Origin of the sequence: Streptomyces sp. NPDC091271 (assembly GCF_044757505.1) — a bacterium.
Taxonomy (GTDB): Bacteria; Actinomycetota; Actinomycetes; order Streptomycetales; family Streptomycetaceae; genus Streptomyces.
The window spans coordinates 694825-709410 of the sequence record NZ_JBIVVD010000003.1; the positions used below are offsets into that span (position 1 = coordinate 694825).

The following is a 14586-nucleotide window of genomic DNA, read 5'->3' on the forward strand; positions in this document are numbered from 1 at the left end:
CAGGGTGACCATCCGTTGGCGGAGAGGCGTCCGGATGATGACATCTGAGCGCGGGTGGGGGCGTGATTCTCGCCACCCCTGAGGGTGGCTTGGCTCAGATGAGCGCTCTTCTGGTTGCTGTATTTCTCAAATGACGGCACTGGGTGCCAGGTGGATTTACTTTGATCGATCAAAGCATCCCTTACCCTGTGTCATCGTATTGGATCAAATCGCATACTCATCGTGTTGATGACTTCGAGAGATGAACGGACGCCGCCTTCGCCGTATACCGGCGCGTTACTTTCGATTGGCTGGCGGACGGGTGGTTGAGCCCTCACGACGCGCAAGTGGCCGTACCCAGACACCTTCGATCTGGGTATGTTCCTCGCCGTCAGGGCAGCCACCGCGTCCTCGAGGAGTCGAGACCCGTGTCGGAACACAAAGATCCCCAGAAGTTCGTCTACGACTTCACCGAGGGCAACAAGGATCTGAAAGATCTTCTTGGCGGCAAGGGTGCCAACCTCGCCGAGATGACCAACCTCGGGCTGCCCGTCCCTCCGGGCTTCACCATCACCACCGAGGCCTGCAAGGTCTACCTCGACAGCGGTGACGAGCCGGCCGAGCTGCGCGACGAGGTCAGTGCGCACCTCGACGCGCTCGAGAAGCGGATGGGCAAGAACCTCGGCCAGGCCGACGACCCGCTGCTGGTCTCCGTCCGGTCCGGCGCGAAGTTCTCGATGCCCGGCATGATGGACACGGTCCTCAACATCGGCCTCTCCGACGCCTCGGTCGTGGGCCTCGCCGCCCAGGCCGGCGACGAGCGCTTCGCCTGGGACTCGTACCGCCGCCTCATCCAGATGTTCGGCAAGACCGTGCTCGGGGTCGACGGCGATCTCTTCGAGGAGGCGCTGGAGGCCGCGAAGGAGGCCAAGGGCGTCACCGTCGACGTGGACCTGGACGCGGCCGACCTCAAGAAGCTGGTCAAGGAGTTCAAGAAGATCGTCACCCGGGACGCGGGACGCGACTTCCCGCAGGACCCGCGCGATCAGATGGACCTGGCCATAAAGGCGGTCTTCGACTCGTGGAACACCGACCGGGCCAAGCTCTACCGCCGCCAGGAGCGCATCCCCGGCGACCTCGGCACGGCCGTCAACATCTGTTCGATGGTCTTCGGCAACCTCGGTCCCGACTCCGGTACGGGCGTCGCCTTCACCCGTGACCCGGCCAGCGGCCACCAGGGCGTCTACGGCGACTACCTCCAGAACGCGCAGGGCGAGGACGTCGTCGCGGGTATCCGCAACACGGTGGCGCTCGCCGAGCTGGAGTCCATCGACAAGACGTCGTACGACCAGCTGATGAAGATCATGGAGACGCTGGAGACCCACTACAAGGATCTCTGCGACATCGAGTTCACCATCGAGCGCGGTCAGCTCTGGATGCTCCAGACGCGGGTCGGCAAGCGCACCGCCGGTGCCGCTTTCCGCATCGCCACGCAGCTCGTCGACCAGGGCCTCATCGACGAGGCCGAGGCGCTCCAGCGGGTCAACGGCGCCCAGCTCGCGCAGCTGATGTTCCCGCGCTTCGACGACGCCGCCACCACCGTCCTGCTGGGGCGTGGGATCGCCGCGTCGCCGGGCGCGGCCGTCGGCAAGGCCGTCTTCGACTCCTACACCGCGGTCAAGTGGTCGCGGTCGGGCGAGAAGGTCATCCTGATCCGCCGGGAGACCAACCCGGACGACCTCGACGGCATGATCGCCGCCGAGGGCATCCTGACCTCGCGCGGCGGCAAGACCTCGCACGCCGCCGTCGTCGCCCGCGGCATGGGCAAGACCTGTGTCTGCGGTGCCGAGGAGATCGAGGTCGACACCAAGCGCCGCCGGCTCACGGTCGGGGACACCGTCGTGGAGGAGGGCGACCTCGTCTCCGTCGACGGCTCCACCGGCAAGGTGTACCTCGGCGAGGTACCGGTCGTGCCCTCCCCGGTCGTCGAGTACTTCGAGGGCCGTATGCACGCGGGCGCCGACGACGCCGACGAGCTCGTCGCCGCCGTGCACCGGATCATGGCGTACGCCGACCGGGTACGCCGGCTGCGTGTACGGGCGAACGCGGACAACGCCGAGGACGCCTCGCGGGCCCGCCGCTTCGGCGCCCAGGGCATCGGCCTGTGCCGCACGGAGCACATGTTCCTCGGTGAGCGCCGCGAGATGGTCGAGAAGCTGATCCTCGCGGACACCGACGACGAGCGGGAGGCCGCGCTGGCCGCGCTGCTGCCGCTCCAGAAGGCAGACTTCATCGAGCTGTTCGAGTCGATGGACGGGCTGCCCGTCACCGTACGGCTGCTCGACCCACCGCTGCACGAGTTCCTGCCCGACATCACCGAGCTCTCCGTGCGGGTCGCGCTCGCCGAGTCCCGCAAGGACGCCAACGAGAACGACCTGCGCCTCCTCCAGGCCGTGCACAAGCTGCACGAGCAGAACCCGATGCTCGGCCTGCGCGGGGTGCGTCTCGGTCTGGTCATCCCCGGTCTGTTCGCGATGCAGGTCCGTGCGATCGCCGAGGCGGCGGCGGAGCGCAAGAACGCCAAGGGCGACCCGCGCGCCGAGATCATGATTCCCCTCGTCGGCACGGTCCAGGAGCTGGAGATCGTCCGCGACGAGGCCGACGGTGTCATCGCGGAGGTCGAGGCGGCCACCGGTACGGAGCTGAAGCTGAGCATCGGCACGATGATCGAGCTGCCCCGCGCCGCGCTGACCGCCGGTCAGATCGCCGAGGCCGCCGAGTTCTTCTCCTTCGGCACGAACGACCTCACCCAGACGGTGTGGGGCTTCTCCCGCGACGACGTGGAGGCCTCGTTCTTCACCGCGTACCTGGAGAAGGGGATCTTCGGGGTGTCACCGTTCGAGACGATCGACAAGGACGGCGTCGGCGCCCTCGTGCGCAGCGCCGTGGAAGCGGGCCGGGCCACCCGCCCGGACCTCAAGCTCGGCATCTGTGGTGAGCACGGCGGGGACCCGGAGTCGGTGCACTTCTTCCACGAGGTGGGCCTGGACTACGTCTCCTGCTCGCCCTTCCGCATTCCGGTCGCCCGGCTGGAAGCGGGCCGGGCCGCCGCCGAATCGCGGGGCAGCGACAGCCGCTGAGGAGCCGCTGAGGCCCGGCGGCCGGCGACCGCCACGACTCCGGATACCGCCGGCGGACCACGCAGACCCTCATCGGTCCCACGGCGGAAACCGGATTTCCAGGAAGCGGCGGCACCCTGTGCGGGGGTGCCGCCGCTTCGTCAATTGAACGGCGAACCGATGAACACCGAACCAATTGGCGACGAACCAATTGAACGGCGAACCATTAAAAGTGGTTGGCTTTTCACCATTCGGTGCGCAAATCGGGGCCGTACGGCCTGGGTGCGGCCCGGGGATCCCCACCCCCGGGCCGCACCCGCTTACCCCTGCCGGGTACGGAGCCGCACCGTCGCTCACCGCCGCCGAACAGGCAAGGCCCCCCACGGCCCTCACCCGCTCATTCGGTGACGCCGGATGCGTACCCGACGTCGTACAGCTTTTCGTCTGGCGGGAATACGGGCGAGACGTTTCAACTGTGGCCGAAACCCCGTGGTGACCTCCTGTGACGCCGTGCATACGCTTCGGTGGGGGCAATTGCGGGTGCAACAGGTGGGGGATCGGTGCTGCGTATCCATGTGTCCGGGGTGGACCTTTCGCGTGTGCGGATGGCCACGAGGCCGGACGCGATGTGGGAAACCGTTCTCAGTTTTCACCGGCTGAGAGACCGGCGGGGTTCCACGGTGTTCGGGAAATGGCGGAAGGAATCCCGTACCCGGTTGAATGGTGAAGCACGTCTGCTGTCCGCGGTCGTCCCGCCGCGTGGATATTTTCCCGACTTCCTGACGCCTTGCGGGCCGGGCGCCGAGCCATTCGGGCTCGACGCCGGAATGGAGGCCCTGCGCGACACACCCGCGGACCGCATCCGGGAGGAACTCGGACTGCTGGCGGGGAACGCCCCCCACGCGCGACGGCCGTCCGGCGGCGCCCTCCCGGAGGTGCTGGCCGAAGGGCGTACGGAGCCGCTGGGGCGGCTCATCTCCACCCTGCGCGCCTACCACCGCGCCGCGGTCGAGCCGTACTGGCCGCACATCCGGGCGAGCGTCGAGGCCGACCGCGCGGTCCGGGGCCGGGCCCTGCTGGACGGTGGCGCGGACGAGCTCCTGGCCACCCTGCCGCCGATGATCCGCTGGCGGGCCCCCGTGCTGGAGTCGGACTACCCGGTCGACCGTGAGCTGCGCCTCGACGGGCGGGGCCTGCTTCTCCAGCCGTCGTACTTCTGCCGGGGCACCCCCGTCGTCTACCGCGACCCGCGCCTCCCGCCGGTCCTCGTCTACCCGGTCACCCACCCCGGCGCCCCGGCCACCGCCGAACCCGGCCCCTGGCTCGGCCGGCTCGTGGGCCACACCCGCTCGGCGGTCCTGCGGTCCATAGGCAACGGCTGCACGACGAGCGAACTGGCCCGCAGGACGGGGGTGTCCCTGGCCTCGGCGAGCCAGCACGCCTGCGTGCTGCGCGAGGCCGGCCTGGTCCGCACCCTGCGCCACGGCAGCTCGGTCCTGCACACCCTCACCCCGCTGGGCTCCGAACTGCTCAGGGGCGGAGCCCCGCTCGCCGTGCCCTGACCGTCAGCGGGGCCCGTCCTCCAAGAGGGCCTTGAGCGCGGCCAGGCGTTCCTTCCAGAACGCCTTGTACCGGGCGACCGCCTCCGCGTTCGCCAGCCTCTCGTGGCCCACACCGAGGCGCGTCCGGCCGTCCGGCAGCTCCTGGAGCCACAGCGTGAGCCGCCCGGCGTCCCCGGACGCGTCACGGAAGCCGGCGCTCAGCGACTTCCCCGGGCGCCGGCTGCGCACGGAGAGCTCCACGCCGGGCAGCCAGCGTTCACGGGTCTCCGGGTCGGTGAAGGCGCCCAGCACGCGCTCCGGAGCGGCCGCGAGCGTCCGGCTGCCCGAGGTGTTCCAGTCGCCGGTGGAGGACTGCCCGACCTGGCGCAGACCGCGTGACTGCTCGTACCCGACCGCTACCGACTGGGCGTACCAGCCGCCCATCCTGTGTTCGGTGCCGAGGAACGCGGCGATCTCCGCGTGGCTGCGCCGGGTGGCGTCCCAGGCGTCGAGTACGGCGAACCAGTCCGCCCAGTCCCGGCCGGTGGCCCCGCGCAGGGCGTCGTCCGACAGCTTCTCGGTGATTCTTCTGCCCGTCGATCCGCTCATGGTCCGAGACGCTAGATGCGTCCCCGGGGCGCGGGTCCACGGCGCGCGGAGAACTGCCCTCGCCGGGAGCGATGAGTTCTGGGCGCCGCCGTCGTCTACCTCTCGTAAGCGCTCGTACGGAGAGCGTGGGAGCACCCAGAGTGCCGGACGGAAGAGTGGGACACGTCATGACCCAGCCTCAGATGATCTTCGTGAACCTGCCGGTCAAGGACCTCGAGACGTCGAAGAACTTCTTCTCGAAGCTCGGCTTCGGTTTCAATCCGCAGTTCAGTGACGAGACGACGGCGTGCCTGGTCATCAGCGACACGATCTTCTCGATGCTCATCAGCGAGCCGCGTTTCAAGGAGTTCACCAAGAAGGAGATCGCCGACGCGTCGAGAACGACCGAGGTCCTCCTCGCCCTGAGCGCGGAGAGCCGCGAGAAGGTCGACGAGATGGCCGACGCCGCGCTCGCCGCGGGTGGCTCGCCCGCCAACGAGACCCAGGACATGGGCTTCATGTACGGCCGCTCGTTCCAGGACCCGGACGGCCACATCTGGGAGGTCGTCTGGATGTCCCCCGAGGCCGTGGCCAACGGTGGCCAGGCCTGAAGGCGGTGCGGGGCAGCGGCGCCATCGCCGCCGCCCCGGGGAGCCCGCTCAGCTGCGGAACGGCCCCGTGACCTCGTAAGTGATACCGCCGGACGAGCTCCCGCTGGTGCCGCGCTGCGAGGAGAAGTAGAGCCGCCGGCCGTCCGGGGAGAAGGCCGGACCGGTGATCTCCGAACCCGACTGGCCGCTGATCCTCAGGAACGGGGCGACGGTGTCGTCCGGGGTGATCAGGCAGATCTCCATGTTCCCGCCGTCCTCCGCGACGTACAGGTCACCGGAGGCTGCGCGGGTGACGTTGTCGACGCCGGTCAGCGGGGCCCCGCCGCCCGTGACGAGCGAGTCGTCGTAGGCGAGCGAGAGGGACGAGGCGTTCGCGTCGTACGCCCACACCCGGTTGTCGCCCTTGGTGGTGAACCAGCAGGTGCCCGCCGCGTAGAAGCAGCCCTCGCCGCCGTTGAACACCTTGGCGCCGGAGACCTGGTAGCGGGTCTGGGTGGGTGAGCCGTCCGGGTCGGGGACGGTCGTCCAGGTCACCGGGCCGGAGGTGCCGGTGCCCGCCACCAGCACCTGGAGCGTGCCTGAGGACAGATTGCCCCAGGTGGTGGGGCGGAAGCGGTAGAAGCGGCCGTCCGTCTCGTCCTCGGTCAGGTAGACGTAGCCGTGGTCGGGGTCCGCGGCCGCCGCCTCGTGCTTGAACCGGCCCATCGCGGGGCGCTGCACGGCCGCGTCGACCCCCCACGGGTCGGTCTCGTACACGAAGCCGCGGGTGACCTCCTCGCAGGAGAGCCAGGTGTTCCAAGGAGTCCGGCCGCCCGCGCAGTTGGTGTTCGTGCCGGACAGGATCCGGTACGCCGAGGTGACGGTCCCGGAGGAGTTGAAGCGCACCGCGCTCGCTCCTCCGCCGCTGCTCGCGGACACCTCCGCGTTGGAGACGTAGATCCAGCCGCTGCCGTCGGTGAAGGTGGCACCGCCGTCAGGGGCGCTGTGCCAGGTGTACGAGGTGCCAGGGACGGTCTGCCCGGAACGGGCGATGATCCTGCTGGTGAAGCCGCTCGGCAGCAGGATGCCGTTGCCGTTCGCCGCCTGCAGCGCACCGTAGGGGCCCGCGGCCGGCTGGGCCGGATCCGCGAATGCGGCACCCCGCCACAGGGTGCCGCCGAAGGCCGCCGCCGAGCTGCCGATCACCGCTGTGCGCAAGAAGGTCCGACGTTCCACGATCACTCCACGGGTGACGTGCGGGCCCGCCGGACCGGTCGGCCCGGCGGGTCGAACGTCAGGACAGTAGAGGCGAGTGGTTGACGGAGCGTCAACGGCCGGTGAACGGACCGGAGTCAGTCCCCGCGGACCGGGAAGACCGGCACGGTGACGTCGTCGTCGTCCAGGCAGGCGCCCGTCTCCAGGTCGAAGCGCTGCTTCAGCAGCGGCGACGCGACGAACGGCCGCCCGCCGGCGGAGCCGACCAGGCCGCGGGAGAGGACGTACGCACCGGTGAACGGGTCGCGGTTGTCGATCGCGTACGCCCGTCCCGCGCGGTCCACGAACAGCGCGACCTGCCGGCCGTCCGGGAGGAGCGCCGCCACGCCCCGCCCCGGGGTCAGCAGCGCGCGGTCGCAGACCGTCAGCCAGCCGTCCCCGTCCGCGAGCTGGATCGTCCGGGTGTCCTGCGCCGTTTCCATCGTCTGGGTCGTCATCAGGAGGAAGTCCCTTCAAGAGTGCGGATGGCAAGCACCGGGCCCGCGAGGATGTCCAGGTCAGGCTTGACCTGGTCGCGCTCCGGGACGAACTTGACCGAGGGGTCGGGTGAGTCGGGGGCGTTGACGAAGGTGACGAACCGCCGCAGCCGCTCCGGGTCGTTGATGGTCTCGGCCCACTCGTCGCGGTACCCGCGGACGTGGTCGGCCATCAGCCGCTCCAGCTCGTCGCAGAGGCCGAGCGAGTCGTGGACGACGACGTCACGGACGTGGTCCAGGCCGCCCTCGATCCGGTCCAGCCAGGTCGAGGTGCGCTCCAGGCGGTCCGCCGTGCGGATGTAGAACATCAGGAACCGGTCGATGAGGCGGACCAGTTCGGCGTCGGAGAGGTCCTGGGCGAGCAGGTCCGCGTGGCGCGGGGTGGCGCCGCCGTTGCCGCCCACGTAGAGGTTCCAGCCCTGCGCCGTGGCGATGATCCCGAAGTCCTTGCCGCGGGCCTCCGCGCACTCCCGGGCGCAGCCCGAGACCGCCGACTTCAGCTTGTGCGGCGAGCGCAGGCCCCGGTAGCGCAGCTCCAGGTCGATGGCCATCTTCACCGAGTCCTGCACGCCGTAGCGGCACCAGGTCTGCCCCACACAGGACTTCACCGTGCGCAGCGACTTCCCGTACGCGTGTCCGGACTCGAAGCCCGCGTCCACGAGGCGGGTCCAGATCAGCGGCAGCTGGTCGACGCGTGCGCCGAACAGGTCGATCCGCTGGCCGCCGGTGATCTTCGTGTAGAGACCGAAGTCCCGGGCCACCTCGCCGATCACGATCAGCTTCTCGGGGGTGATCTCACCGCCGGGGATGCGCGGCACGATGGAGTACGAGCCGTTGCGCTGGAGGTTGGCCAGGAAGTGGTCGTTGGTGTCCTGCAGCGCCGCCTGCTCGCCGTCCAGGACGTAGCCGCTCGCGCCGACCGTCGGGGCCAGCGAGGCGATGATCGAGCCGACCGTCGGCTTGCAGACCTCGCAGCCGTCCCCGCCGCGGGCCGCCTCTCGGCCGTGCGAGTCGAGGAGATCGGCGTACGTCGTGACGCCCAGGGTGCGGACGATCTCGTACAGCTCACTGCGGGTGTACGCGAAGCAGCCGCACAGCCCCTGGTCCTCGGGCTGCGGCAGCAGCTGCCCGATGACCTTGACGCAACTCCCGCATCCGGTACCTGCCTTGGTGCACTTCTTCACCTCGGGCAGCGTGGTGTGCTCGCAGATCGCGCCCTTGGTGACGTTGTGGCAGGAGCAGATCACGGCCTCGTCGGGCAGCGAGGACGGGCCGAGGGTGACAGGGCCGCCCGCGCCGGCCGGCAGCACCAGCTGCTCCGGGGCGACGGGCAGGACCGTGCCGGTCATCGGCCGCAGCGTGCCGTACTGGTCGGCGTCGCCCACCAGGACACCGCCGAGCAGCGTGCCGTCATGGCCGATCACCAGCTTCTTGTAGACACCCGAGCGGGAGTCCGCGTACACCACGTCGAGGCAGCCCTCGGCCGCACCGTGCGCGTCGCCGAAGGAGGCGACGTCCACACCGAGCAGCTTCAGCTTCGTCGAGAGGTCGGCGCCGGTGAAGGAGGCCGTGTTGCCGGCGATCACCTCGGCCACCGCCAGCGCCATCTCGTAACCCGGCGCCACCAGTCCGTAGACCCGGCCGTCCGACGCCAGCGCGCACTCGCCGATCGCGAACACGGAGCTGTCCGAGGTGCGGCACTCCTCGTCGACGACGATGCCGCCGCGCGGGCCGACCGCCAGACCGCAGTCGCGGGCCAGCTGGTCCCGGGGGCGTACACCGGCGGAGAAGACGACGAGGTCGGTCTCGAGCGAGGAACCGTCCGACAGGGACATGCCGTCGACCCGGCCGTCCTCGCCCGCGGTGACCTCCTGGGTGCCGACACCCGTGTGGACGGAGAGGCCCATGTTCTCGATGGTGCGCAGCAGAGCGGCGCCGCCGCCGTCGTCGACCTGGACCGGCATCAGCCGGGGGGCGAACTCCACGACGTGCGTGTCGAGTCCGAGCCCCTTCAGCGCGCCCGCGGCCTCCAGACCGAGGAGCCCGCCGCCGACGACCGCGCCGGTCTTCGCGGTCTTCGCGTACGCCTCGATCGCGAGGAGGTCCTCGATGGTGCGGTAGACGAAGCAGCCCTCGGCGTCCTTGCCCGGGACGGGCGGGACGAAGGGGTACGAGCCGGTGGCCAGCACCAGCGTGTCGTAGGAGAAGGTCTCCCCGGAGCGCGCGGTGACGGTGCGCGCCTCACGGTCGACGCTCTCCGCCGGGTCACCGACGCGCAGCTCGATGCCGTGGCGTTCCATGAAGCCCGGCTCGACGAGCGAGAGGTCCTCCGGCGTCTTCCCGGAGAAGTACGAGGTCAGCTGCACCCGGTCGTACGCGGGGCGGGGCTCCTCGCAGAGCACGACGACCCGGGCGGTGCCCGCGGCGGCGGTCAGGCCGCGGTCGGCGAGCGCTTCCAGGAACCGCTGACCGACCATGCCGTGCCCGACGACCACGATCGTCGGCACGCCTGCGGTGGGGGCGGTCGGGGGAGTGGACACCGGCATCAGAAGCCTCCGTCGTTGGTGAGCAGGTGGAGCAGGGACATGTCGGCGGGGAGGGCGTCGTCGTCCTGCCAGGTCCGGGCGAGGGTGCCGACCGCGGCGAGATCGCCGAACAGCACCCCGCCCGCCAGCCGGTCGCCCCGGACGACGACCGTGCGGTACGCGCCCCGGGTGGCGTCGGCCAGCCGGATCACGTCGTCGCCGGGCATCGGGCGGGAGTCGCCGAAGGCGGCCAGGTCGAGCCCGCCGGCGGCCCCGGAGACGACGGCGGCTCCGGCGGCTCCGGCGGTGACGGGGGTCGCGGCGGGGGAGCGCAGGGTGAGCCTGGTCAGGGCCCTGGTGCCCCCGTAGCGGGCGGGGCGGCCCGCCAGCACCTCGGCCAGGACGTCGGCCTGTTCGAGCGCTGCGCCCGCCAGCCCGTAGACCGTCCCGGCGTGTTCGGCGCAGTCGCCCACGGCGTGGATGTACGGGTCCGAGGTGCGCAGCTCGTCGTCCACGACGATGCCCTTGCGGACCTCCAGGCCGGCCGCCTGCGCCAGACCCGTCCTGGGGCGGACCCCGCAGGCCAGCACCGTGATCTCGGCCTCCAGCTCGTAGCCGTCGGCCATCTCCACGGCCCGCACCGCCGGGGTGTCCCCGTCGGTGCAGCGCAGTCCGCGCACCCGGCACTCGGTGTGCACCTCGACGCCGAGGCCCTCCAGGTGGCGGCGAAGCATCCCGGCCGCCTCGGCGTCCAGCTGCCGCTCCATGAGGTGCTCGCCCTGCTGGGCCAGCACCACCTGGGCGCCGCACTCGGCGAGAGCGCGGGCGGCCGACACCCCGAGGAGCCCGCCGCCGATGACGACGGCGCGCACGCCGGGGCGTACCGCGGCGCGCAGGGCCAGGCAGTCGTCGAGGGTGCGGAACGGGTGCACTCCGTCCGGCAGCGTGTGGCCGAGGCCCCGCAGCGGCGGCAGCACCGGGTTGGAGCCGGTGGCCAGCACCAGGCGCTCGTACCCGACGACACTGCCGTCGTCGCAGTGCACCAGCCGGTCCGCCCGGTCGATCCGCACGACCCGCACCCCGCGCCGCACCTCGGCGGGCGGCAGTGCGATGACGTCCGGCTCGTACCGGCCGGCCAGCACCTCGGCCAGCAGCACCCTGTTGTACGGTGCGTGCGCCTCCTCGCCGATGACGGTGACACCGGGGACCCGGGCGGCGAGCCGCGCGCCCGCCATCCCGGCGCCGATCACCACCACCCGTGCCGCGTTCTCCGTCTGTGTCCTCATGCCATCGAGAGTGCGCGGCGGGTGTTACCCGACCGCATCCCTCCTGTTTCCCGGGAGGAACCTTGCGCTCAGCACGCGCGGAGGCCCTCTGTGAGGGCCGGGCAACTGGTTGGACTGGGCACCTATCGCTTGCCTAAGGTCGCGGACATGCCCGAGATAACGCTGACCACCCTCGTTCTGCTCTGCCTGGCCGCCGCCGTGGCCGGCTGGATCGACGCGGTGGTCGGCGGCGGCGGGCTGCTCCTCCTGCCCGCACTGCTGCTGGGCCTCCCGCACGTCCCCGCCGCACACGTACTCGGCACCAACAAGGCCGTCGCCATCGTCGGCACCTCGGGCGCCGCCGTGACCTATGTACGCAGGGCGCCGGTGCGGGTGGGCACCGCCGTGCGGATCGGGCTCATGGCGCTCGTGGGATCGATGACGGGTGCGTTCTTCGCCGCGGGCATCAGCAGCGACGTCCTGCGTCCGGTGATCATGGTGGTGCTGCTCGCGGTCGCGGCCTTCGTGATGCTGCGCCCGTCCTTCGGCACGGCGGCGGCCGGCGACACGGGGAAGAAGGTCACCCGGGCCCGTACGGTCACCGCGATCGTGCTGGTGGGCGGAGGCATCGGCTTCTACGACGGGCTCTTCGGGCCGGGCACGGGCACCTTCCTGGTGCTGGCGCTGACCGCGGTGCTCCACCTCGACCTCGTCACCGCCTCCGCGACCGCGAAGATCGTGAACGTCTGCACCAACGGCGGGGCGCTGGCGATGTTCGCCTACCAGGGCACGGTCCTGTGGCAGCTGGCCGCGCTGATGGCCGTATTCAATCTGGCGGGCGGGATGCTCGGGGCGCGGATGGCGCTCAGGAAGGGCAGCGACTTCGTCCGCGGGGTACTGCTGGTCGTGGTGTTCTCGCTGGTCGCCAAGCTCGGCTTCGACCAGTGGACGGCCTGACCTGAGCGTTCGGCCAAGGCCGTCAGGGTGCCTCGGACTCGGCTGGTGTGAGCTGTCAGCGCACCTCGGTGAGGTGGGCGTACGCCACCACGTTGCCCTGGTAGCCCGTCTCGCGGGTGAAGCCGCCGCCGCAGGTGATCAGCCGCAGCGAGGCGTGCGGAGTGGCGCCGTAGACGCGCTTGTCCGGGAACTCGTCGTTCTCGTACACCTCGACCGCGTCGACCGAGAAGACGGCGGTGCTGCCGTCCCCGCGGTCGATCTCGACCCCGGCCCCCTTCTTCAGGGACCCCAGGCCGTAGAACACGGACGGCCCCTCGGCGTTGTCGACATGCCCGGCCACTATCGCGGTGCCCTTGGCGCCGGGTGGTGTGCCGCCCTCGAACCAGCCCGCGAGGTTGCGGTTCCCGGCGGGCGGTGCGTCGAGGCTGCCGTCGGCGGTCAGCCCGAGGCCCGTCATGGGCGCGTCCACGCCGATGCCGGGGATGCGGATCCTGACCGGTTCGGAGGGGCGCAGTGGGTCGGCGACCCTGGTGCCCGGGCGCGGCTCGGGGCCCGCCGCGAAGGCCTCGGCGGTGGACGGCTGGGGGGCGACGGTCCGGACGACCGCGCCGTTGTGGACCAGCCATATGCCGCACAGTGCGGCGACGCCCGCCAGCCAGGCCCTCGCTCTCAGTGCCGTCCTGTCCACGTCTCGTCCTTCGCGGGTCGTCCTCGGTGACGCGTGCCGTCCTCAGTGACGTGGGCCGTCGGCGCGGCGGCGGCGCATCAGCAAGAGGCCGCTGAGGGCCGCCGCTCCGACGAGGCCGGCGCCCGCGGCGAGCTGGGCGGTGTCGGGGGCGGCGCTGCCGCCGACACCCGTCCCGACATGGCCGGAAGGCCGGCTGGGGCTGGGTGCGGTCGTGGGCCTGTGCCCCGGCGGCACGGGCGGTTTCGCGGATCCGGGGTCGGTCGCGTGCGGGGGCACGGGTTCGGGGCGGTTTCCCGTACCGGGGGCTGTCCCTGCCCCGGTCCCGGGTCGCTGGAGCGTTCCGGCCTCGTCCCCGGTCCCTGTGCCGCCCTCCTCCTCGGTCTCCGTCTCCGTCCAGGAGGACCCCGGAACCGCTGCCGGGTCCTCGGTCGTCTCCAGGCCCGCGAGCGGATCCGGACCGTCAGCGGGTCCGGGGTCCCCGGGCTCCAGGTCTTCGAGCGCCCCCAGGTCATCTGCCGCCCCGCCGCTCTCGCAGAAGGCGGCCGCGTCCACGTCCGCCGAGCCCTCCCCGGCGGCGCAGTCCGCCGCGCCGGGCGCGGCCGTCGCCGCGGTGAGCTCGGGTCTGCCGAGGCTGTCCGCGTGCGCGGACGGGATGGCGAGGCCGAGCGCGGCGGCGGTGAGGGCCGCGGCGGCGGTACCGGTCACGAGGCGGGCAGGGCTGCGCATGCGAATCCTCCGGGCAGACGGATGTGTCCTGCCTCCGAGGTAAGTGGCCCCGCCCCCCGGCCGCATGCTGACGTGTGGTCAGCTTTCACCCGTACGGACGCGGGGAGCGCGGCCGTGAGACCGGTCCTGCGCAGGTCGCGGCGGTGACGGAGGCCGGTCACGCCGCCCGGTGCCGATCGGGTGAGCCCGCCCCCGGTAAGTGTGACGCAGGTCACACGAATGAGTCTGTGTCGGCCGGGCAAACGGTCTCTACCCCCCACGGGACGGCACCCCCCCCGCCGACCCCACGGCGACCGCCCTCACCGGCCCACCCCCCCTGGGACCGGTGAGGGCGGTGTCCTTCTCCCCTTCGCGGTTCAGCTCCCCCGAGGGTCGCTCCCATCCGTCGCGGACCACTCGATGTCCGGCGGGCGTACGCGGGCGCACCGCGGCTGCCCTCTGCCGTCGGTCAGGCGCAGCCGCGCGGTGAGGTGCCCCGTCCGGGAGGCCGCCTCCAGGACCTCAGGGCTGATGTCGCTCATCATCAGCTTGGCGCGGCGGAACATCGTGAAGAGGCCGGAGTCGTCCACGGTGCCCCAGGACAGATAGACGAAGCGCCCTCCGAGCCGGTTCTGGACGTACGGTCCCGACACCTCGACGCCCTCCGCGGTGGATGCGGCGGTGCAGTCCAGGGTCCAGGAGGCGCGGGCCGCGTCGCCCGGGTGCAGGCCGAGCAGTTCGCCGGGCCGGTCCTTGCGCTGCACGCCGACGTGGATGTTGTCGAAACCTGCGAAGTCGGTGTCGGGGCCGCAGGTGCGACCCGGGAGTTCCGATGCTTCGATATGGATCTGCATGGCCCCATGCTCCCGCATGCCGGG

General features: G+C 71.3%; 12 protein-coding genes. 4 read left to right on the forward strand and 8 right to left on the reverse strand.

All coding sequences use genetic code 11. The features are described 5' to 3' along the window. Positions 1-407: 407 nt before the first annotated feature. Together ppdK and ACIQM3_RS14905 are read left to right on the forward strand one after the other, a co-directional pair. Positions 408-3119, forward strand: coding sequence for a pyruvate, phosphate dikinase (ppdK, locus tag ACIQM3_RS14900; protein ID WP_401623768.1), 2712 nt, complete (start codon positions 408-410; stop codon positions 3117-3119). 539 nt (positions 3120-3658) lie between these two features. After that, entirely contained in the window at positions 3659-4660 is a 1002-nt protein-coding gene (locus tag ACIQM3_RS14905) for an ArsR/SmtB family transcription factor (RefSeq protein ID WP_401623770.1), read from the forward strand. A 3-nt stretch (positions 4661-4663) separates the two neighbouring features. Here ACIQM3_RS14905 and ACIQM3_RS14910 read toward each other — a convergent pair whose 3' ends face one another. Continuing rightward, positions 4664-5248, reverse strand: coding sequence for a DUF4287 domain-containing protein (locus ACIQM3_RS14910; RefSeq protein ID WP_401623772.1), 585 nt, complete (start codon positions 5246-5248; stop codon positions 4664-4666). Between the two features lie 167 nt (positions 5249-5415). Here ACIQM3_RS14910 and ACIQM3_RS14915 point away from each other — a divergent pair, with 167 nt between their 5' ends. Continuing rightward, positions 5416-5838 (forward strand): VOC family protein, encoded by a 423-nt coding sequence (locus ACIQM3_RS14915; RefSeq protein WP_401623774.1) that lies wholly within the window; start codon positions 5416-5418, stop codon positions 5836-5838. A 48-nt stretch (positions 5839-5886) separates the two neighbouring features. On the opposite strand, the gene ACIQM3_RS14920 is transcribed toward ACIQM3_RS14915, so the two are convergent. The 4 genes from ACIQM3_RS14920 to ACIQM3_RS14935 all read right to left on the reverse strand — a co-directional run bounded on the left by ACIQM3_RS14920 (position 5887) and on the right by ACIQM3_RS14935 (position 11379). Beyond that, entirely contained in the window at positions 5887-7053 is a 1167-nt protein-coding gene (locus ACIQM3_RS14920) for an alkaline phosphatase PhoX (RefSeq protein WP_401623776.1), read from the reverse strand. Between the two features lie 116 nt (positions 7054-7169). Further along, the gene (gene nirD / locus ACIQM3_RS14925) at positions 7170-7529 is read right to left on the reverse strand and encodes a nitrite reductase small subunit NirD (protein ID WP_401623777.1); all 360 of its coding nucleotides are present in this window, start codon (positions 7527-7529) and stop codon (positions 7170-7172) included. Next, positions 7529-10114 (reverse strand): nitrite reductase large subunit NirB, encoded by a 2586-nt coding sequence (nirB, locus tag ACIQM3_RS14930; protein ID WP_401623779.1) that lies wholly within the window; start codon positions 10112-10114, stop codon positions 7529-7531. Before nirB ends, nirD begins: the two co-directional genes overlap by 1 nt. Continuing rightward, the gene (locus ACIQM3_RS14935) at positions 10114-11379 is read right to left on the reverse strand and encodes an NAD(P)/FAD-dependent oxidoreductase (protein ID WP_401623781.1); all 1266 of its coding nucleotides are present in this window, start codon (positions 11377-11379) and stop codon (positions 10114-10116) included. Before ACIQM3_RS14935 ends, nirB begins: the two co-directional genes overlap by 1 nt. A 147-nt stretch (positions 11380-11526) precedes the next feature. Between ACIQM3_RS14935 and ACIQM3_RS14940 the strand changes: the two genes are divergently transcribed. Then, complete coding sequence (locus ACIQM3_RS14940; RefSeq protein ID WP_401623783.1) at positions 11527-12315, forward strand: sulfite exporter TauE/SafE family protein; 789 nt, start codon at positions 11527-11529, stop codon at positions 12313-12315. A gap of 55 nt (positions 12316-12370) precedes the next feature. Here the strand turns inward: ACIQM3_RS14940 and ACIQM3_RS14945 are convergent, their stop codons facing one another. The 3 genes from ACIQM3_RS14945 to ACIQM3_RS14955 form a co-directional block, all read right to left on the reverse strand. Further along, a complete protein-coding gene (locus tag ACIQM3_RS14945; RefSeq protein WP_401623785.1) occupies positions 12371-13003 on the reverse strand; it encodes a class F sortase in 633 nt (210 codons plus the stop codon). Positions 13004-13045: 42 nt separating this feature from the next. Further along, positions 13046-13729 (reverse strand): hypothetical protein, encoded by a 684-nt coding sequence (locus ACIQM3_RS14950; protein WP_401623787.1) that lies wholly within the window; start codon positions 13727-13729, stop codon positions 13046-13048. A 356-nt stretch (positions 13730-14085) separates the two neighbouring features. Beyond that, positions 14086-14562 carry a DUF5990 family protein gene (locus ACIQM3_RS14955; protein ID WP_401623789.1) on the reverse strand — a complete coding sequence of 159 codons (477 nt, stop codon included), beginning with the start codon at positions 14560-14562 and terminating at the stop codon, positions 14086-14088. Positions 14563-14586 lie beyond the last annotated feature (24 nt).

Excerpts from the sequence above, each read along its gene's own strand:
- ACIQM3_RS14910 (WP_401623772.1), bottom strand. The coding sequence starts at position 5,248 with ATGAGCGGATCGACGGGCAGAAGAATCACCGAGAAGCTGTCGGACGAC.
- ACIQM3_RS14915 (WP_401623774.1), top strand. The coding sequence starts at position 5,416 with ATGACCCAGCCTCAGATGATCTTCGTGAACCTGCCGGTCAAGGACCTC.
- nirD (WP_401623777.1), bottom strand. The coding sequence starts at position 7,529 with ATGACGACCCAGACGATGGAAACGGCGCAGGACACCCGGACGATCCAG.
- nirB (WP_401623779.1), bottom strand. The coding sequence starts at position 10,114 with ATGCCGGTGTCCACTCCCCCGACCGCCCCCACCGCAGGCGTGCCGACG.
- ACIQM3_RS14935 (WP_401623781.1), bottom strand. The coding sequence starts at position 11,379 with ATGAGGACACAGACGGAGAACGCGGCACGGGTGGTGGTGATCGGCGCC.
- ACIQM3_RS14940 (WP_401623783.1), top strand. The coding sequence starts at position 11,527 with ATGCCCGAGATAACGCTGACCACCCTCGTTCTGCTCTGCCTGGCCGCC.
- ACIQM3_RS14950 (WP_401623787.1), bottom strand. The coding sequence starts at position 13,729 with ATGCGCAGCCCTGCCCGCCTCGTGACCGGTACCGCCGCCGCGGCCCTC.
- ACIQM3_RS14955 (WP_401623789.1), bottom strand. The coding sequence starts at position 14,562 with ATGCAGATCCATATCGAAGCATCGGAACTCCCGGGTCGCACCTGCGGC.